The organism is Xanthomonas sp. NCPPB 1826, assembly GCF_056725285.1.
Map to the genome: position 1 here is coordinate 4,951,219 of NZ_CM161521.1, position 18,252 is coordinate 4,969,470.

At 68.2% G+C, this 18,252-nt stretch carries 17 protein-coding genes and 1 pseudogene; 11 read left to right on the forward strand and 7 right to left on the reverse strand.

Features of this window, described 5'->3' with window-relative positions; all coding sequences use genetic code 11:
• Positions 1-95: 95 nt before the first annotated feature.
• From AC1PLA_RS20760 to folE, 3 genes are read right to left on the reverse strand one after another with little or no spacing between them, the layout of a single operon-like run.
• Positions 96-797 (reverse strand): DUF4194 domain-containing protein, encoded by a 702-nt coding sequence (locus tag AC1PLA_RS20760; protein WP_211921344.1) that lies wholly within the window; start codon positions 795-797, stop codon positions 96-98.
• On the reverse strand, positions 784-2,253 hold the full coding sequence (locus tag AC1PLA_RS20765; protein WP_016902174.1) for a DUF3375 domain-containing protein: 1,470 nt from the start codon (positions 2,251-2,253) through the stop codon (positions 784-786). The genes AC1PLA_RS20760 and AC1PLA_RS20765 overlap by 14 nt, the downstream gene beginning before the upstream one ends.
• 19 nt (positions 2,254-2,272) lie before the next feature.
• Positions 2,273-2,875, reverse strand: coding sequence for a GTP cyclohydrolase I FolE (gene folE / locus AC1PLA_RS20770; protein WP_481105274.1), 603 nt, complete (start codon positions 2,873-2,875; stop codon positions 2,273-2,275).
• A gap of 131 nt (positions 2,876-3,006) precedes the next feature.
• Here folE and AC1PLA_RS20775 point away from each other — a divergent pair, with 131 nt between their 5' ends.
• The 5 genes from AC1PLA_RS20775 (at position 3,007) to AC1PLA_RS20795 (ending at position 8,355) form a co-directional block, all read left to right on the forward strand.
• Positions 3,007-3,462 (forward strand): MarR family winged helix-turn-helix transcriptional regulator, encoded by a 456-nt coding sequence (locus AC1PLA_RS20775; RefSeq protein WP_039518264.1) that lies wholly within the window; start codon positions 3,007-3,009, stop codon positions 3,460-3,462.
• 102 nt (positions 3,463-3,564) lie between these two features.
• The gene (locus AC1PLA_RS20780) at positions 3,565-3,783 is read left to right on the forward strand and encodes a DUF1656 domain-containing protein (protein ID WP_024939640.1); all 219 of its coding nucleotides are present in this window, start codon (positions 3,565-3,567) and stop codon (positions 3,781-3,783) included.
• Entirely contained in the window at positions 3,780-4,700 is a 921-nt protein-coding gene (locus AC1PLA_RS20785) for an efflux RND transporter periplasmic adaptor subunit (protein WP_179464168.1), read from the forward strand. Before AC1PLA_RS20780 ends, AC1PLA_RS20785 begins: the two co-directional genes overlap by 4 nt.
• A complete protein-coding gene (locus AC1PLA_RS20790) occupies positions 4,697-6,157 on the forward strand; it encodes an efflux transporter outer membrane subunit (protein WP_481105275.1) in 1,461 nt (486 codons plus the stop codon). The genes AC1PLA_RS20785 and AC1PLA_RS20790 overlap by 4 nt, the downstream gene beginning before the upstream one ends.
• Entirely contained in the window at positions 6,154-8,355 is a 2,202-nt protein-coding gene (locus AC1PLA_RS20795; RefSeq protein WP_481105276.1) for an FUSC family protein, read from the forward strand. The genes AC1PLA_RS20790 and AC1PLA_RS20795 overlap by 4 nt, the downstream gene beginning before the upstream one ends.
• Positions 8,356-8,583: 228 nt before the next feature.
• On the opposite strand, the gene AC1PLA_RS20800 is transcribed toward AC1PLA_RS20795, so the two are convergent.
• The gene (locus AC1PLA_RS20800) at positions 8,584-9,945 is read right to left on the reverse strand and encodes an MFS transporter (protein ID WP_039513708.1); all 1,362 of its coding nucleotides are present in this window, start codon (positions 9,943-9,945) and stop codon (positions 8,584-8,586) included.
• A gap of 393 nt (positions 9,946-10,338) precedes the next feature.
• Between AC1PLA_RS20800 and AC1PLA_RS20805 the strand changes: the two genes are divergently transcribed.
• Positions 10,339-10,887, forward strand: a complete 549-nt coding sequence (locus AC1PLA_RS20805; RefSeq protein WP_481105277.1) for an RNA 2'-phosphotransferase — start codon at positions 10,339-10,341, stop codon at positions 10,885-10,887.
• A 178-nt stretch (positions 10,888-11,065) separates the two neighbouring features.
• Positions 11,066-12,331, forward strand: coding sequence for a phospholipase D-like domain-containing protein (locus AC1PLA_RS20810; RefSeq protein ID WP_481105278.1), 1,266 nt, complete (start codon positions 11,066-11,068; stop codon positions 12,329-12,331).
• A 66-nt stretch (positions 12,332-12,397) separates the two neighbouring features.
• On the opposite strand, the gene AC1PLA_RS20815 is transcribed toward AC1PLA_RS20810, so the two are convergent.
• Positions 12,398-12,904, reverse strand: coding sequence for a CcdC protein domain-containing protein (locus AC1PLA_RS20815; RefSeq protein ID WP_481105279.1), 507 nt, complete (start codon positions 12,902-12,904; stop codon positions 12,398-12,400).
• A 266-nt stretch (positions 12,905-13,170) separates the two neighbouring features.
• Between AC1PLA_RS20815 and AC1PLA_RS20820 the strand changes: the two genes are divergently transcribed.
• The 3 genes and pseudogenes from AC1PLA_RS20820 to AC1PLA_RS20830 form a co-directional block, all read left to right on the forward strand.
• On the forward strand, positions 13,171-13,377 hold the full coding sequence (locus AC1PLA_RS20820) for a hypothetical protein (RefSeq protein ID WP_053054105.1): 207 nt from the start codon (positions 13,171-13,173) through the stop codon (positions 13,375-13,377).
• Positions 13,364-14,476, forward strand: coding sequence for a type II toxin-antitoxin system RelE/ParE family toxin (locus AC1PLA_RS20825; RefSeq protein ID WP_481105280.1), 1,113 nt, complete (start codon positions 13,364-13,366; stop codon positions 14,474-14,476). The genes AC1PLA_RS20820 and AC1PLA_RS20825 overlap by 14 nt, the downstream gene beginning before the upstream one ends.
• Before the next feature lie 133 nt (positions 14,477-14,609).
• A pseudogene (locus AC1PLA_RS20830) lies at positions 14,610-14,657 on the forward strand (hypothetical protein); the annotation flags it as partial.
• 93 nt (positions 14,658-14,750) lie between these two features.
• Here AC1PLA_RS20830 and AC1PLA_RS20835 read toward each other — a convergent pair.
• Positions 14,751-15,311 (reverse strand): hypothetical protein, encoded by a 561-nt coding sequence (locus AC1PLA_RS20835; RefSeq protein WP_481105281.1) that lies wholly within the window; start codon positions 15,309-15,311, stop codon positions 14,751-14,753.
• A 666-nt stretch (positions 15,312-15,977) separates the two neighbouring features.
• Between AC1PLA_RS20835 and AC1PLA_RS20840 the strand changes: the two genes are divergently transcribed.
• Complete coding sequence (locus AC1PLA_RS20840; RefSeq protein ID WP_481105282.1) at positions 15,978-17,603, forward strand: alpha/beta hydrolase; 1,626 nt, start codon at positions 15,978-15,980, stop codon at positions 17,601-17,603.
• A gap of 69 nt (positions 17,604-17,672) precedes the next feature.
• Here AC1PLA_RS20840 and AC1PLA_RS20845 read toward each other — a convergent pair whose 3' ends face one another.
• Complete coding sequence (locus AC1PLA_RS20845; protein ID WP_024939628.1) at positions 17,673-18,074, reverse strand: antitoxin Xre/MbcA/ParS toxin-binding domain-containing protein; 402 nt, start codon at positions 18,072-18,074, stop codon at positions 17,673-17,675.
• Between the last annotated feature and the right edge of the window lie 178 nt (positions 18,075-18,252).

The window sequence follows — 18,252 nt, forward strand, 5'->3', positions numbered from 1 at the left end:
AAACTCCACGCATCCCGGGCGTCATACATCGGGCATTGCAATCGGCCGTCCCCTCATCCGCGCTTCGGGCAGCTTCTCCCGAGGGGAGAAGGAGCTTAGTCGAGCGCAACGTCTCCCTCGCGCAAGCCGCGATACGCCACCACCAGGGCCTGCACGTCTTCGGCCGAGAACAGCAACTTCAGCACCGGCGAGACCTCGTAGCGCTCCTCGCTACCGCGCAGCCGCGACAGCAACTGGTTCTCGCGCATCTTGCCGATCGCCGTCAGCACCCGTCGCGCGAATCCGGCGCGGTCGGTGGACACGTTCTTCTCGTAGACCGACAAGGCCTCCACCAACTGCGCCTCGTCCACCACCGCCCGCTCGCCGCGCGTATCGGCTTCGGCCAGTTGCTGGCGCAGGAACAGCAGCAGCACCGACTCGATAAAGGTCAGCGGCGCGCTGCGCAGCAGGGTCGGCGATTCCAGCTCGGCGGTGTCGGCCTGACGGGTGAAGGCCACCCCGCCCTCGCGGTCCAGCACCAGCTCCAGGAACAGCTCGCACAACACCTGGCGAATCGCCGCTTCGTTGCGCAGCAGCGCAGGCCACAACGCACCGTGGCGTTGCGCATCGATGCTGGGGCCGGCCAGCAGCTGGCACAGCGCGCGCCGCGCATCGAACGGCAGCGTGCCGGTGTCGCCCAGGAACAGTTCGCCGCGCGGCTGTGCAGGCGATGTCTCAGTCAGCGGCGTGCGGCTGGCATCGGCCGACGCGCCGCTGTCCTCGTCCGCGTCCAGGCGGGTGTCCTCAGTCCAGTTCATTGCGTTTCTCCCGGGTGAACCATACCAGCGGAATGCGTGCGCGCCGCAGGGCGCCGTCGCCGCCTTCCCACTGCACCGTTTCCATCTGTCCGTCGATCACCACGCCGTGGCGCGTGCCCAGCGACAGGTAACCGATCACGCTGCCCAGGCCCTGCGCGGCCGGGCGCTGCTGCAGCGCATCGCCGATGGTCAGGCGCGGGCGCTGGCCGAGCAGCTCGTGCAGGTCGCGGCGCAGGCTGCGCACGTCGATCTCCGATTGCGCGACCAGATCGCCCACGCTGTCGAGCGAGATGTCTGCCGCATCGGCGGCCTGCACGCGGCCATCGACCTGGGTCAGGCGCGGGTCGTGCAGGCGCCATTGCGACAGCGAACGCAGGCGGGCCGCGCTCAACGCCTGGGTGTAGCCGGTGGCGGTGGTGGCGTGCAGGCTGTCGCGCAGCTGTAAGGCTTCGCCCTGCGCCTGCTTGAGCAATTGATTGAGCCGGCGCTGCTCCAGATAGCCGCGGCTCTGCACGAAACCGCGTAGGCTGCGGGCGAAGTGCTGCATCACCGTGTGCACCTCGCCGCCGCGCTCCAGCAGCGTGCCGGTCAACCCGCGCAGGAAGGCGCGCTCGCGCCGGTCCAGCTTGCGCGCGAAACCGCGTGCCAGCAGCGCATCCAGCGCCTGATCGAGCTGGCTGCTTTGCTGGGTGTCGTTGAGCAGGCTCCAGAACGCCTCGAAGGTGCGCCCGGCCTCGCTGTCGGCGATCACGTCCACGCCGTTGAACAGCTGCTCCAGCACATCGCCGCGCGCGCCTTCGTCGTCGATGATGCGCTCGCGGAACTGGCGGTTGAGCTGTTCGAAATCGTCGCGCACGCGATGGAAATCTTCGGCCAGTTCGTCGGAGAGATGGATCAGGTCGCGGGCACGCTCCAGCGCGCGCTTGCCATCCAGCGCAGCCACGCGGCCGGAGGCCACGCGTTCGATCTCGGCATCGATGCGCGCGCGTTCTTCGCGCAGGGCGGCCAGGCGCAGCTCCGGGTCGGCTTCGGTCTGGCCCGCCAGCTGCACCAGCTGCTGGATCACCAGCGACAGGCGGCTTTCGGTGGCGCTGCTGCTGCTCTCGCGCAAACCGACGATGAAGCGGATGGCCTGGGTGGCCGCGCGCGACAGCTCGTATTCTTCTTCGGCCGCGCCTTCCGGCAGGCGGCGTTCCAGCCAGCCCTGCGCCAGCCAATGCGCCAGATAGGCCTGCGCGGTGCGCGGCAACTCGCGCGAGAGTTCGTCCGCGCGCAGCGCGTCGAGCTGGCGTTGCAGGCGCTCGTGCAGCACGGCCGAGGGCAGGCGGCGTTCGCCGTCCAGCAACACCGTCTGCAGCAGGCCGATCAGCTCCGGCGCGTGGTCGGCGGCCAGCAGTTTCCACACCGGCTGCTCGCGCAATTGGCGATAGCCGGCGATACGTGCCTGGTGCTTCATGGCGACGGCAACGGCTGCCTCAACGCTTGCCGCCCACTTCGATGAACTGCAGGAACTCGGCGCGGGTGCGCGCGTCCTCGCGGAAGCTGCCCAGCATCTTGGAGGTCACCATGCTGACGCCGCGCTTGTGGATACCGCGGGTGGTCATGCACTCGTGCGAGCCTTCCACCACCACGCCAACGCCGCGCGGCTGCAGCACATCCTGGATGCACTGGGCGATCTGCGCGGTCATCTTTTCCTGCACCTGGAAGCGCCGCGCATAGCTTTCCACCACGCGCGCCAGCTTGCTGATGCCGACCACCTTGCCGCGCGGCAGATAGCCCACGTGCACCTTGCCGATGATCGGCGCCATGTGGTGCTCGCAGTGGCTTTCGTAGGAGATGTCGCGCAGCACGATCAGCTCGTCGTAGCCGGCCACTTCCTCGAAGGTGCGTTCCAGGTACTCGCGCGGTTCCTCGCGGTACCCGCTGAACCAGTCGCCATAGGCTTCGGCGACCCGGCGCGGGGTGTCCAGCAGGCCTTCGCGGGCCGGGTCTTCGCCGGCCCAGCGCAGCAGGATGCGCACGGCATCTTCGGCCTGGGCCTGGGTGACGGGGGAATCGGGCTGGTCGGACTGGCTCATGCGCAGGGTGCACCCAAAGGGGGCGAGCATGGTACCCGAGGACGGGCCAGCGGCCCCAGTGGCGGTTGCGCCGGCTTGCCCGGGTTCAGTGACTATTGATTCATTGTTGAATTGATAGCATCCTATCTATTATGACGAACAGCGTTCTCTCTCCCCGCGCCCAGCTCAGCTCCGGCCTGCTGGTCGCCGCCCGCCAGTGGCAGCGGCTGGCCGACCAGGCATTTGCCGAATTCGGGCTGTCCAGTGCCTGCACCGGGCCGTTGTTGATGATCGGCCGCTCCGGCGGCGGCATCCGCCAGGTGGCGCTGGCCCAGCAACTGGGCATGGAAGGCCCTTCCCTGGTGCGGCTGCTGGACAAGCTGTGCGCGCAGGCGCTGGTGCGCCGCGAGGCCGACAGCAGCGACCGCCGTGCCAACCAGCTGTGGCTCACCGACGCAGGCCAGACGCTGGTCGGGCGTATCGAGATCCGCCTGGATGCGCTGCGCGCAGAAGTGTTTGGCGCGCTCAGCGAGGCGCAGGTGCAGGTGGTGCTGACCTTGTGGGAGCAGATCGCGCAGGCGCACGCGCGGCTGAGTCAGTCCGACTGAGCCCGCTGTCGGGCGTCACGCTGCGACGCCGGTTGTGACGTTCCGGATGGCCCGGTGCGCATTGCGCACGGCGCCGGACGTGGTTGTTCCCCCTTGCCCAGGATGTGCCCGATGTACGGCGAATTCAGTCTTTACGGTGTGTTCGTTCCCACCTTGCTGGCGTTGATGACGCTGGCCTACCTGCTCAACAGCGCCATCGGCGCGCTGCTGACCCGGGCCGGTGCGTACCGGCATATCTGGCACCCGGCGCTGTTCAACCTGGCGCTGTACATCGCGCTGCTGGGCGGCCTGTTTTCCCTTACCCGTTGGATGCAATCGTGAAAAAGCTGATCAAGAACGCGGGGCCGGCGCTGTTGACCCTGGCAATGGTGGTGGTGGCGGCCGTGGTGCTGCAGCACCTGTGGCGTTATTACATGGAAGCGCCGTGGACGCGCGATGCGCACGTGGGCGCCGATGTGGTGCAGGTGGCGCCGGATGTGTCCGGGCTGGTGGAGGAAGTGGCGGTGGCCGACAACCAGGCGGTGCGGCGCGGGCAGTTGCTGTTCGTGGTGGACCGCGCACGCTATGCGATCGCGCTGGAACAGGCGCGCGCCGCGCTGGCCGAGCGCCAGGCCACCTTGAGCCAATTGCGCCGCGAGATCGCGCGCGACCGCAGCCTGCAGGACCTGGTCGCCGCCGAAGATGCCGAGGTACGCCGCTCCAATGTGCAGAAGGCGCAGGCGGCGGTGGCCACCGCGCAATCGGCGGTGGACCTGGCCCAGCTCAACCTGGACCGCACGCAGGTGCGCAGCCCGGCCGACGGCCATGTCAGCGACCGCACCGTGCGCGTGGGCGATTACGTCAGCGCCGGGCGCCCCGTGGTGGCGGTGCTGGACACCGGCTCGTTCCGCGTCGATGGCTATTTCGAAGAGACCCGCCTGCAGGGCGTGCATGCCGGCCAGCGCGTGGACGTGCACCTGATGGGCGAGCCGGCCACCTTGCATGGGCATGTACAGAGCATTGCCGCCGGTATCGAGGACCGTTACCGCAGCGGCAGCGCCGGCGCCTTGCCCAACGTCACGCCGGCGTTCGACTGGGTGCGGCTGGCGCAGCGCATCCCGGTGCGCATCGTGCTGGATCGGGTGCCGGCGCATGTGCAACTGATCGCCGGGCGCACCGCCACCGTGACCATCCTGCCGGACGCCGTGCGCGACGCCGCCACCGCGCCTGCCCGCGTGCAGGCCAAGGCCGCGCCATGAACCGCACCGGATTGCGTCCCCTGGGACTGGCCACGCTGCTGGCCGCATTGAGCGCCTGCACCACGGTCGGCCCGAACTACGCGGTGCCGGCGGAGTCGGCCTACCAGCGCCCGGCCGCCAATGCCGCGTTTGGCGACACCGGCAACGACCAGGTGCAGGCCGGCGCGCCGCTGCCGGCACGCTGGTGGGCGCTGTACCAGGACCCGATGCTGGATGGCCTGATCGAACAGGCCTTGCGCGACAACGTCGAGCTGAAGGTGGCCGGTGCCAACCTGCGCCGCGCCGCCGCGGTCTACGAACAGGCGCTGGACGCGGGCGGTTTCGATTACGAGGTGGAGGCCCGCGTCAGCCGCGCGCAGGTCTCGGCCGAGGCGTTCCTGCAGCAGGAAAAGCTGCCGGTGTTCAACCTGGCCGACGGCAAGTTCGGGGTGTCGTATCAGTTCGATCTGTTCGGCAAGCTGCAACGCGGCGCCGAGGCCGCGCAGGCCGGTACGCAGGTCGCCCAGGCCGCGATCGACCTGGCGCGCGTCAACGTGGCCGCGCAGGTGGCCGGCAGTTACGTGGAGATCTGCCACGCCAACCACGAGCTGCACGTGGCCGAGCATTCGCTGCAGTTGCAGCAGCGCAGCCGCGACATCACCCAGCGCCTGATCGCTGCCGGCCGCGGCACCCCGCCCGATCTGGCCCGCGCCACCGCGCAGGTGGCGATGCTGGAAGCGGCGCTGCCGCCGCTGCGCGCGCGCCGCCAGGCCGCCGGTTACCAACTGGCCGCGCTGCTCGGCAAGACCCCCGGCGAGGTGCCGGCCGGCGTGGATAGCTGTGCGCACGCGCCGGCCCTGCAGCGCCCGATTCCGATCGGCGACGGCCGCGCGCTGCTGGCGCGTCGCCCGGATGTGCGCCAGGCCGAACGCCGGCTGGCGGCAGCCACCGCGCGCATCGGCGTGGCCACCGCCGAGCTGTATCCGGATATCCGTCTGGGCGGCTCGATCGGTGCCACCGGCCTGCTGGCCGACTTCGGTGAGCCGGCCACGCATGCCTGGTCGTTCGGCCCGCTGATCTCGTGGACGCTGCCATCCGGCGGTGCGCGTGCGCGCGTGCGCGCCACCGAGGCCGGCGCGGACGCGGCGCTGGCGCAGTTCGACAACACCGTGCTGCAGGCGCTGCGCGAGGTGCAGACCGCCTTGTCGCGTTACGCGCAGGATCTGGACCGCCTGCACCTGCTGGAACAGGCGCAGCAACAGGCCGACCTGGCGTCGGCGCAGAACCGGCGCTTGTACCAGGGCGGGCGCACGCCGTATCTGTCCAGCCTGGATGCCGAGCGCACGCTGGCCACCGCCGACATGACGCTGGCCAATGCGCAGGCGCAGGTCTCGCAGGATCAACTGCAGCTGTTCCTGGCGCTGGGCGGTGGCTGGGAAGCAGCCGCCGGCCGCACCGACCCGACTGCCGCGCGATGAGTGCGCTGCTGCGCGATCGCCAGGCCTGGCTGTTTTCGGCCAAGACCTTTGCCGCCTCGATCGCGGCGTTGTACGTGGGGCTGGCCGGCAACCTGTCGCGGCCGTACTGGGCGATGGCCACGGTCTACATCGTCTCCCAGCCGCTGCTCGGCCCCACCCGCGCCAAGGGCGTGTACCGCGTGCTCGGCACCTTGCTGGCCGGCGCGGCCACCCTGGTGATGCTGCCGAACCTGGTGGAAACGCCGCTGCTGCTCAGCGCGGCGATGGCGTTGTGGCTGTCGGCCTGCCTGTTCCTGGCGCTGCTCAATCGCGGCCCGCGCGGTTATGCGTTTTTGCTGGCCGGCTACACCACCGCCTTCATCGGCTTCCCGGCGGTGACCGCGCCGGAGGGCATCTTCGACACCGTGGTGGCGCGCAGCGAGGAGATCATCCTGGGCACGGTGATGGCGGTGCTGTTCGCCGCGCTGGTCTTCCCCGCCTCGGTCAAGCCGATGCTCACCGCGCGCATCGGCAACTGGATGCAGGACGCCGCGCAATGGTGCCGGCAGGTGCTGCAGCGCGGCCCGTCGCAGGCACCGCGCAATCGGCTGGCCGCCGATCTGGTGCAGTTCGAGGCCTTGATCGCCTTCGTCCGCCACGACGACCCACGCCATGCCGGTGCCGTCCCCACGCTGGAACAACTGCGCGCACGCATGCTGATGCTGCTGCCGGTGCTGTCGTCGATGGCTGATCGGCTGGATGCGTTGCAGCGCGATGGGTCTGCGTTGCCGCTCGCCACCGCCGCGCTGCTGGAGGACGTCGCAGCCTGGATGGACCAGGGCGAGGACGCACCCAGCGATGCAGACGTCGGCGCCTTGCGCGCACGCATCGTCGCACTGCGCCCGGTGGTGGATCAGGACATCGAGCATCTGCTGCTGGCCAGCCTGCTGCTGCGGCTGGAAGAGCTGCTCGACCTGTGGCAGGACTGCCGCGCGCTGCAGCAGGCGGTGGTGCACGGCACGGCGACGCCGGTGCTGCGCGCGATGCCGGCTGCAGCAAGACAAGCTGCAACGGCGGAATCATCCGAACGGGCTGACACGGCACACAGCGAACCTGCTGTGCGTTCGCGCACGCACCCCTCGTTGCTGCAGCGCCTGACTTGGTCACCGCGCGACACAACCGACGCGCCGGCAGCTGCCAGCACCCCCCGCCATATCGATTTCGGCATGGCCGCGTTTTCCGCCCTGAGCGCGGGCTTTGCGTTGATGGCGTACTGCGTGCTGTGGATCGGCATCGGCTGGGAAGGCGGCGGCAACGGCGCGATGATGGCGGCGGTGACTGCCGCATTCTTCGCCGCGCAGGACGACCCGGCGCCGAGCATGCTGTCGTTCCTGACCTGGGCGGTGGTGGCCAGCGTGGTCGCCGGCATCTATCTGTTCGGCATCTTCCCGGCCATCCACGATTTCCCGATGCTGGTGTTGGTGCTGGCGGCGGTGTTCCTGCCGATCGGCGCGTTGCTGCATCGCCCCAAGACCATGCTGATCGCGCTGCCGCTGGTGGTGAACCTCACCGCGCTGCTGAGCCTGCAGAACACCTACAACGCCAATATCCAGAGCTTCGTCAACGCGGCGGTGGCGATGGTGCTGGGGATTGGATTTGCCGTGGTGCTGACGCGCTTGTTCCGCTCGGTGGGCGCCGAATGGAGCGCGCGCCGGCTGGTGCGCCAGGGCTGGCGCACGTTGGCCGATGCCGCCGAGGGCCGCGGCGCGCAGGACCGGCAGCACTTTGCCGCCCGCATGCTGGACCTGCTTGGCCTGCTCGCACCCCGGCTGGCATTGACGCCGGAAGGCAGCGAGCTGGCCTCGGTGGATATGCTCAACGAAGTGCGCGTGGGCTTGAACATTCTGCAACTGCGCAGCGCGCGGCATGGCTTGCCGCAGCCGAGCGTTGAGGCGGTGAACGCGATCCTGGCCGATGTTGCCGCGCACTACCGGCAACAGATCGCGCACAAGCGCCCGCTGCCTGCGCCGGATACGCTGCGTGCGCGGCTGGATGCGTCGCTGGCGCGCGTCGGCAAGGTACCGGCGGGTGCGCATCGCGATGAGGCGCTGCTGGGTTTGATCGGCTTGCGTTACAGCGTGTTTGCGCAGACGGCGCTGCATACCCAGGCAAACGCCGATACTGAGTCGCCCTTAGCCCATCTCCCTGCGGGGCGATAAGGCACTGCCCGCGCGCCACTGGCGCGCTTGCCTTGGAGCGCCCGCGCTGCTGGCGCGGGCCGGGGGGTTGGGGCGAGGGGTCGTGTACCAATCCACGACCGCAGGATCGATGCTTCACCTTGCCGGCGCGTGGCGACGCGCTCACCACGGTCGGCGTACCAGTCACCGGAGGCGCCCCGCATCCGCCCCTTCGGTGCCCTTCTCCCGACGGGAGAAGGGCAAAGCAGATCAGCGCTTGCGCTGATGCATCGCCGCTTCGTCGTCCAGCCAGTTGCTGCCCTTGTTGGTCAGGAAGAACATGTAGACCACCAACGACACCGCGATCACTGCCGTGGCGTAGATCACGAACTCGCTGACATGGCCGGTCTTCAACGAGGCCTGGTACAGCAGCGGCGCGGTGCCGCCAAAGGCGGAGTTCGCCAGCGCATAGCCCAGGCCCACGCCCAGCGCACGCACATGGGTGGGGAACAGTTCCGCCTTCACCACCGCATTGATCGAGGTGTAGCCGGTCAGGATCACAAAGCCCACGGTGAGGATCGCGAACGCGGTCAGCCAGTCGGTCTGCTTGGGCAGCTCCATCACCAGGAACCAGGTATAGAGCACCCCGCCGATGCCGAAGAACACCAGCAGGCTCTTGCGCCCGACGATGTCCGACAACCAGCCGCCAACCGGCTGCATCAGCATCAGCAGCGTCAGCGCGACCAGGTTGATGATGGTGCCGGCCATCACGTCGCCACCGGCGAACGCGGTCTGGATCATCTTCGGCCCGGTGACCGAATAGGTGTAGAACGCGATCGTGCCGCCGGCGGTGATCAGGAAGCACAGCAGCAGGGGGCGCCACTGATTGACGAACAGCTCGCGCATCGAGCCCGACGCCTTGGCCTTGCCGGTGCGCGAATCGGCGATGGATTCGGAGCTCAGCGACTCGTCCATGGTCTGGCGCAGCCAGAACACCACCAACGCACCGATGCCGCCCAGGCCGAACGCCACGCGCCAGCCCCACTCGGACACCTGCGGCGCATCGAAGAAATGCAGCATCACCAGCAGCGTGGTCTGCGCCAGCACGTGCCCGCCAACCAGCGTGACGTAATGGAACGAGGACAGGAACCCGCGCCGGCCGGGAATCGCCGCCTCGGACATGTAGGTCGCGCTGGTGCCGTACTCGCCGCCGGTGGCAAAGCCCTGCAGCAGGCGCGCCAGCAACAGGATGATCGGCGCAGCGATGCCGATCGTGGCCACCGTCGGCGTTACCGCGATGACGAACGAGCACAGCGCCATCATCGACACCGAGATGGTCAACGCCAGGCGGCGGCCGTAGCGGTCGGCGAAGCGGCCGAAGTACCACGCACCGATCGGGCGCATCAAAAAGGTCATCGCAAAGATCGCCCACACGAACATGGTGGCGTTCTTGTCTTCCTTGGAGAAGAACTGCGATTCGAAGTAGGTGGCAAACACCGAGTAGACGTAGACGTCGTACCACTCGACCAGATTGCCGGCCGATCCCTTGAGCGTGTTGGACACCGAACGGCGAAGGCTACCGGGGGCTGCGCCAGAACCGGCGGCGATCGGAGACGTTGGGGGTGCGCTCATGCAGTCAGAACCTTGTGGGTGGGACACCCCGGAAGTATAGGTGCGTGCTTGTGTGACGCATGTAAGCATTTCGGCGCATATACAGGCCTGGCAACGGCCGGCAGCGGCGCGCGCTTCAGCCCGCTTCCGACGGTCGTCGGTGTGGTGCTTGCGGCCGCGGGCAACAGCGCAACTGCTGGTTTCTGCCAGTAACGCCCGGCACTCGCTACGGCAGCATCTGCCTGAGCGTCTCGATGAATGCACGCAGCCCGGGGGGAATCTGCCGATGCCCCGGGTCATACAGCACCAGTCCCGGCAACGCCGCACACCATTGCTCGCGCACGCGCGTTGGCCACCTGGATGGGTCAAAATTGCCGGCATCACTGGCCGCAAGGACGCTTCGGGCGCCGCCGCATGAGCAAGCACCATACCGACATCAGCAAGTTCCTCAGTTTTGTGCTGCGCCACGAACCGCAGGCGATCGGACTCACGCTCGACTCGGAGGGCTGGGCCGAGCTGGACGCGTTGATTGCCGGCGCCCGGACCCACGGCACCGCGCTCGATCTGGAGCTGATCCAGGCGGTGGTCGCCGGCAGCGACAAGAAACGCTTTGCGCTGTCTGCCGATGGGCAGCGGATCCGCGCAGTGCAGGGGCATTCCACGCCAACCGTGGCCTTGCAGCTCGAAGCCAGGGTGCCGCCCGAGCTGCTGTATCACGGCACCGCCACGCGCTTTCTCGAAGCGATCATGGCCGAGGGCTTGCGCCCCGGCCAGCGTCACCATGTGCATCTGTCCGACAACACGCAGACCGCCGCATCGGTGGGGCAGCGCTACGGCGAGCCGGTGGTGTTGCAGGTCGATGCCGGGCGCATGCATCGCGACGGCCTGCCGTTCTTCCAGGCCGACAACGGCGTCTGGCTCACCGCGCAGGTTCCGGCAGCATTCCTGACCCGCCCGCGCTGAGCTGAGGCACGCCGCAGGCCTGCCACCGCCTTCGGTGCGCGGTGCCGGCCAGCACCTGGGCCGGCACGGACACGCGCAGACGCCGGACGCATCCCCCTTCACGGCCCCCATGCCGCCCGCCTTGCCAGAATGCCGGCCGCTTGGGGCTGTCGATGGCAGGGGAACCGGAGTTGGATGCATGACATGGATCATCGTGGCCACGGTCGTCACCACGCTGGTGGTGGGGCTGCTGCTGCTCAACTTCGCCACGCCCGAGAAAAAGCTCGAGCACATCCCCAGCCATTGCTACGACGTCGCCGACCCGCAGTTCAAACGCGAGATGTCGGTGTTGCTGGGTCCGGCGATCCTGCCGGGCAACAAGATCCAGGTGCTGCACAACGGCAGCGAGATCTTCCCGGCGATGCTGGCCGCCATCCGCAGCGCGCAACGCACCATCACCTTCGAAACCTATATCTACTGGTCGGGCGAGATCGGCCGCGAGTTCAGCCAGGCGCTGTCCGAGCGCGCGCGTGCCGGGGTCAAGGTGCGCGTCACCATCGACTGGGGCGGCAGCCTGAAGATGGATGCCTCGCTGGTGCAGGACATGACCGACGCCGGGGTGGAGGTGCATCGCTACCGCCCGCTGACCTGGTACAACCTGCACCGCGTCAATAACCGCACCCATCGCAAGCTGCTGGTGATCGATGGCCGCATCGGCTTCACCGGCGGCGTTGGCGTGGCCGACCAGTGGATGGGCGATGCGCAGGACCCGGAGCACTGGCGCGACTCGCATTACCGCATCGAAGGCCCGGTGGTGGCGCAGGTGCAGGCCGCCTTCAACGACAACTGGATCAAGACAACCGGCCGCGTGCTCAACGGCGCCGAGTACTACCCCGAGCTGGCACCGACCGGCGACAGCGACGCGCAGCTGTTCGTGGCTTCGCCCGCCGGCGGCAGCGAGAGCATGCACCTGATGTACCTGATCGCCATTGCCGCGGCGCGCAGCTCCATCGACCTGGCCGCCGCCTACTTCGTGCCGGATGCGCTGATCACCCGCTCGCTGCTGGAAGCGCGCGCGCGCGGCGTGCGCATCCGCGTGCTGCTGCCGGGCAAGCATATCGATGCGGTCTCGGTGCGGCTGGCCTCCAAGGCCAGCTGGGAACCGCTGCTGCAAGCCGGCATCGCCATCCACGAATTCCTGCCCACCATGCTACACACCAAGCTGTTGATCATCGACGGCCTGCTGGTCTCGGTGGGCTCGACCAACTTCGACATCCGCTCGTTCCGCCTCAACGACGAGGCCAGCCTGAATGTCTACGACCGTGACCTGGCCGCGCAGATGACCGAGGTATTCGAGCGCGACCTGCAACGGGCCGAGCTGTACACGCTGGAACGCTGGCGCAAGCGGCCGCTGCGGCAGAAGCTGGGCGAGAAGCTGGTGGTCCCGTTCCGCTCGCAGGTGTAGGCAACGGCCTTCCCCCACCTGGCAGTGAGCGCACCCGCGCTCAGCGCTGCACACTCGAGCAAGCGCTCACGCCTGCAGCCGCAGCTGGCGCAGCCGCCACCACAGCCCGCCAACGTGCACCAGCGAGTACAGCACCAGCGCTGTGGCAATGCCCAGCGTCAACGGGCTGGCCTGCGAGCCGGCCGCCGCCGCGCCCGCGCTGAAGGCGCCATCGGCCCAGCGCCAGGCCAGGCGCCCGAGCAGCACCAGCGTCAGGCCGCCGCCGATCCACGGATTGGGCGTATACCAGCCGCGCCCTTCCACCCATTCGGCATGCGTGTAGCGCAGCGACAGCGCGCCCAGCCCGATACCGATCAGCGTTCCCACGGCGATCCCTGGCCGAACCTGCGGCAAGCCATACACCGCAAACGCCAGCGCTGCCGCCGCAATGACCAGCACCACCGCACGCACTGCCGTGCTCACCGGCTTCCACGGCTGGCGGCCGAAGCTGCGCCGGATGCGCCGGTAGTAGAGCAAGGCGATGGCCGCCATCGACAGATACGGCGTCAGCGGTGCGATGGCAGCAGCGGGCATGGCGATTCCTTTGCGGGGTGAGGTGACCGACGCAGAATGAAACCGGCCCCCGCAGCGAACAAGGTGCCAAGTGTCACTTTCTGCGCGCACAGGCGGCTGCCCGGGCGGCCATCGCCGCGCGGCAATCGCGACAGAGGCCAGCGTTCGCGCAGGACCGGCCTGCCTGCCACCACCGGTGAACGCCCCAGCCGCGCGCCAGCCATTGCCACACGCGAAGCGGAGCCGCACGGGTAGACTTGCCGGCAGAGTTCCCCCACAGCAGTGCCATGTCCGCCATCAAGCAAGAAGCCCGCACGCTGATCGACACGCTGCCCGAGACGGCAGGATGGGACGACGTGGTTCGCGTCGTGGACACCGCCAGCTTCGAGGCGGCCGTGCTGGACGGCATGGCCGCAGCGGATCAGGGCGCCTTTGCCGCGCCGGCAGAGGTGAGCGCACTGTTCGCCAGATGGGGCGTTGATGTTGCGGCGTGACTGGACCGTCCCGGCCGCCAGGCAACTCGCACACGCCCAGGATCACTACCACGCGCTCAACCCGACCGCCGCCGCCGCGATGGCGCGGCAGGTGCTGGAAGCCACCCGCACCCTGGCCGAGCAACCCGGCCGCGGCCGCGCCGGCCGCGTCGCCGGCACCCGCGAATGGGTGGTCAAGCAAACGCCCTATGTGCTGGTCTACCGCGTGCGCGACGACGCGCTGCAGCTGCTGCACGTCCGCCTGGAGACGCAGGACTGGCTGCCGCGCACCGAGCCGCTGATCGAACGCATCGAACCCTGGATCGCCGCGCTGATCAGCGCCCTGCTGCACGTGCTGATGCTGCTGATCCTGCTGTCGGCCTCCACGCCCACCATGACCCCGCCGCAGGGCTCGGCCAGCGGCGGCCGCACCAAGGTGGATTTTGTCGGCGACACCGCCACGCCCGAACAACCCACGCCCTCGCCGACACCGACTCCGCCGTCGCAAACGCCAGCACCCGTGCAGCCGCCGCCGGCCGCCTCGCCGGTGCAGTCCACCCTGGTCAAGACCGCCAAGAACCCGATCCCGCCGGCAGGCAACACCCGCCGCGGCGGCCTGGTCGAGCAGCGCCAGACGCAACCGGTGCAGCGCCCCACCCCGCCGCAACCGCCGGCAGAACCCGCGTCGTCGCCGCAGCGCCGCCCCGAAACCTGGACCGGCCGCCCACCCGGAATGCTCGAAGAAGAAGCCGATGCCGCCGAAGACGGCATGTCCAACACGCCCACCATCAGCGAAGGCCGCCGCCGCGACCGCAACAACGCCCAACCCAGCATGGATGTGGGCGGCTACCAGGTCTATTACGAAGTGCGTAGCGAAACCCAGCTGCGCAATTGGCGCGACCAGGGCATGAAGGAAGTGGCCATCATCCTGCCCGGCACCCAGTACCGCATGGTCTGCCCGCTGGAAGTCGCGCTCAAGCGCGGCTCCAGCAAATGCCGCCTGCTGCCGCCGGACTCGCCGGAACTCAAAGACATCGGCGATGCCCGCGAGGTCATCAACATGATGGAGGTCTACAAGCAAGGCGAGCCGGTATGGCGCGGGCCCGGGCCGTATCGGTGAGTGGTGGGGCCAGGTTGGCCCCGGGTTTCACTTATTGTTGGTGCGGGGATGACTGCTTCGATACCGGGTGACGTTGTTTGAGTGCCTGCACTTTCCTGAAGTGCAAGCAACCTGATTCCTGCGCGAGGGCGACATGCCTTCTTTCACCCTCCGCAATATCCCCGACGTGCATCGCGCGATCCGCGCGAGGGCTGCACTGCACGGCCGCAGCACCGAGGCGAACGAGCCGAAGCTGCCTTCGGCGCGTTCACCGATTACCCGGCGGTTGCAGACATCAGCGGCCCTGGTCTTTGCCCAGTTTGGTACCCAGGGCTCCCTTGAACGGCGCCGGATTGCTGGTCACCAGGCAGTTGTAGGTCTTGTCGCCGTTGAGAACCAGCACGGACGACTGCGGCCCCTTGAAGTCCAGCCCGACCGAGAACAGCACATAGGTGTTGGGCAGCGCGCTCGGCCGAAACGCACCGAAGGCATACTCCCCGGACAAGCCCAACGGCGCCAGCGGTATCGTCACCGTCAGCGGCTGCGTGCCCGCAGGCGATGGCAGCGACGAGGACGCAGACATCATCTTGGACTGCACGTCGATGGAGTACTTGGTGGTGACCGCCGAGCCCAGGTATTTGGAACCCGGGGCGGAAACCTGCTTGCGACAGGCCGCGATGTCTTCGGGCTTCTGATCCTGCTGGCCCGTCTGCAGCGTGGCAAAGACATAGCTCAGCGTGACCGTGTCCGTCCCGGTGACCGGTGCGGCAACGGCAGCGTCCATGCACAACGCGGCCACGACGAGTGAGAGGCCGCAGGCCGCAAGCGCACCGCGATAGCTGGTTTTACGTTTCATTTCGATCGTTCCCTGGTGTGTGATGCAAGGTGTCGGCAGCGGCTGCCGCTTGCGCCTTGAATGGACATTCGCAACGGCACCTGTGCATAACGCCAAGCGGCAGATGATCGATTGCGTACGATGACGACATGCGTGTGTGTGGCAGCACCACACCTACGCCACCCAGCTGGCCACGCCGCTGGTGGGTTCATCGTTCAAGACCAAGGCCTCGCAAACCCGGCAAATCGTCTCAACAACGTCGTTGCGTGATGCAGTTTGGAATTCGTAGCAAATACCGTGTCTGTTTCTCGAATCAGACATCAGTCCAGACCGCACGCAACGCATCGATCACAGGACCAAACATAATCTGCCGCAGCAAGTGCGCCTCACCGGGAAAAGCGAAATCTAAAGCCGACATCAGATTGGCTGACTGTCAGACATTTACCGGGATGAAACTGACGCTGACTTTCGTTTTGGTTACTTGGGGCCGGCCCAGCTTCATGCCGTGGCTCGCGATGCCGGCCGGAGTCTGTGTCGCGTCCGGTTGATGATGTGAGCGCTGGAGCGGGCAGATCGGATACGGTGACCAGACCTCGCGTTGGTGGCGCACGGCCGGCCGGGAACTGGCTACAGTCTGCACAGGGCCGTGTGCGCCCGCTCCATCCACCTGCGTTCCCAAGGATCTGCATGTCTCTGCATCGTTTTGCCCCCCGCCTGGGTCTGGCCGTTGGCCTGTTGTGCGCCTGCTGCGCGCACGCCGCCGCACCGGCAGCGGCCCATCGCCTGCTGCGCGTCACGCTGGACGGGGCGAGCGACCAGCCCGTGTCCGGCCGCCTGCTGGTCTTCGCCACCCTGGCCAAGGACGCCCAGGCCGCGGCCAAGGATGGCAAGGACGGCAAAGCCGGCAAGGTGGAGGAGGTGAGCGTGAACCCGTTCCGCCCGACCGCGGTGGCGGTGGCGGCGCAGGAGGTGACCGCGCTCGCCCCCGGTGCCAGCGTCGAGATCGACCTGGACAACATCGCCTTCCCCAGTGGCTTTTCCGCGCTGCCGGCCGGCGAGTACCTGTTCCAGGCCGTGCTGGATCCGGACCACAGTTACAGCTATGCCGGCCGTGATGGCGGCGACCTGTTGAGCGAGGTCACCGCGGTGACGCAGGGCAAGGGCAAGCCGTTGCCCACGCTGACACTCAGCAAGCAGGTGCCCGCGTCGGACGACCCGTGGCAGGTGTCGCCGCGGGCGCCGCAGGCGATCCGCGACGCCATCCCGGAGGCCAGGCTGCATAGCGCGGACGCCTCGCTGGTCAGCCCGTCGCTGAGCGCGTTCTGGGGCCGGCCGGTGTCGCTGCGCGCCCGCGTGCTCACCCCGCCCGGCTACGACGCCAAGTCCGCCACCCGCTATCCCACCGTGTATGTCACCCACGGCTTCGGCGGCAACTACAACCGCTTTGCCGGCAGCATCGCCGCCACCTGGAGCGCAATGGCGGCCAAGCAGATGCCGCCGATGATCTGGGTGTTCCTGGACCAGTCCACGCCCACCGGCACCCACGAGTTCGCCGACTCGGTCAACAACGGCCCCTGGGGCACCGCGCTGACCGAAGAGCTGATCCCTTCGCTCGAACGGCACTACAAGATGGACGGCAACGCCAAGGGCCGGTTCCTCAACGGGCATTCGTCCGGCGGCTGGGCCACGCTGTGGCTGCAGACGCGCTACCCCAAGCTGTTCGGCGGCACCTGGTCCACCTCGCCCGATTCGAGCGACTTCCACGACTTCACCGGGCCGGATCTGTACGCGCCCAATGCCAACGTCTACCGGCGCCCGGACGGCAGCCAGTTCCCGCTGATCCGCGACCAGGGCAAGGTGGTGGCCGACCTGGAAACCTTCGCCAAGCTCGAACGCGTGTTAGGCCCGTATGGTGGCCAGATGACCTCGTTCGACTGGGTGTTCTCGCCGCGCGGGCCCGACGGCCGCCCGGTGCCGATGTTCGACCGCGACACCGGCAAGGTGGACCCGGCCGTGGTGGCCTACTGGCGCACGCACTACGACATCGCCGCGCGCGTGGCCGCGCAGTGGCCCACGCTCAAGCCGGATCTGGACGGCAAGATCCACCTGATCGTCGGCACCGCCGACACGTTCTACCTGGATGGGGCAGCGCGCAAGTTCCAGGCGGTGCTGGACGGCCTGGGCGCCAGGAGCGACTTCCGCTACCTGGAAGGCCGCACCCACTTCGACCTGTACAAGGAGGGCGAGGACAGCAACGCCTTGATGAAAAAGATTGCCTGGGAGATGTACGCCGTGGCGCGGCCCAAGCAGTAAGCGCGCCGGCGCTACCGATCGGCGTGCCGGCCACCGGCACGCCAGGGCGAGGCGTCACCGGCCCACTGCTCAGGCCGAGCGCTTGGGCAATTCCCACTCCAGCTGCTGCCTGAGCACCAGCAGCAGCACTTTCAGGCTGCCGCTGCGGACCAGCGCGGCCGGCGTCTGCCCGTCCAGCGCGTTCATGGGCTTGCGGAACCAGCCGATCAGCGCCTCGTTGTTGCCGCCATTCAAGGCCCAGGCATGGCAGACGATCTCGCCCAGGTTCTCGATGCCGGTGCTGCCCAGCAGCTTGAGGTGCTCCGGCGTGAACGCAAACAGCGACAGCACCAGCTCGGCATCGGCGGCCTTGCCGTGGTCGACCGCCATCTGCTGGCTGTGCGCGGTGTTGTAGACCGCCCCCTGCGCGCGGAAGTCTTCGGCACGCCGCATGCCGGTGAGCAGTGATGCAATGAGGTCGGCGCGTTCCATAAAGCAGTCCAACGGTGTGATAGCGCGCACGCTATCCGCGTCGTCGCCGCCGCTCAATCAGGAGTCTCCTGACAGCGGCGATGGGCGTCAGCGGCGGTTGCATTACGCGCCGGCCGGCCCGTGCGCGGTTGGCGGGCCGGCGGCGGCTTCGGTGGCCGATTCCCGCTTGCGGCCCCGC